Source organism: Pseudomonas pseudonitroreducens (genome assembly GCF_021603645.1).
GTDB classification, from domain to species: Bacteria; Pseudomonadota; Gammaproteobacteria; order Pseudomonadales; family Pseudomonadaceae; genus Pseudomonas; species Pseudomonas pseudonitroreducens.
Map to the genome: position 1 here is coordinate 1 of NZ_BQHJ01000057.1, position 428 is coordinate 428.

At 62.1% G+C, this 428-nt stretch carries 1 protein-coding gene and 1 other RNA gene; both read right to left on the bottom strand.

The genetic code is table 11. The annotated features are described in order from the left end of the window. Nucleotides 1-30 precede the first annotated feature (30 nt). Nucleotides 31-102: hammerhead ribozyme type II (locus tag L6D89_RS32440), an RNA gene on the bottom strand. After that, nucleotides 101-352 (bottom strand): hypothetical protein, encoded by a 252-nt coding sequence (locus tag L6D89_RS32445; RefSeq protein ID WP_236202351.1) that lies wholly within the window; start codon nucleotides 350-352, stop codon nucleotides 101-103. The genes L6D89_RS32440 and L6D89_RS32445 overlap by 2 nt, the downstream gene beginning before the upstream one ends. Nucleotides 353-428: the final 76 nt, after the last annotated feature.

Sequence of the window (428 nt, forward strand, 5' to 3'; positions counted from 1 at the left end):
GATAGGTCCTGGTTTGTTTCTGCATAACGTCCTCGGCTGCTCATCAGTACCCAGCTACCACGCTGGGCAGACCGCTCCGGCCAGGCCGGGGCGGTTTCGCTTAGTGGATGGTGGGTTTCCCCTCGGTAGATGGCGCCTGCTCCTGAGCCTCCGCACGGGCGGCCTTGCACTTGTCGCACTGGCAAGTCCCTTTCTCTGCCGCGCTCTTGGTGGCTTTCGGCACGATGTCTTTGGCGACGTGCAGAAGAGCCAATGCGGTGATGGCGGCCGGGCCGTCCTTTCTGCCCGTGCCATCCAGCAGGATGCTCAGGCCGTCGCTTTCCTCGGTGATGGTGATGGTGAACTTGCTCATGAATCCCCCTAGCGCAGGCAGTGAAAGGTGATGTGATAGTCGCGGGCGATCTGGCGCACCCGCTTGGGATGAAGGC

Coding starts and splice junctions, on each gene's coding strand:
- L6D89_RS32445 (WP_236202351.1), bottom strand. CDS start 352: ATGAGCAAGTTCACCATCACCATCACCGAGGAAAGCGACGGCCTGAGC.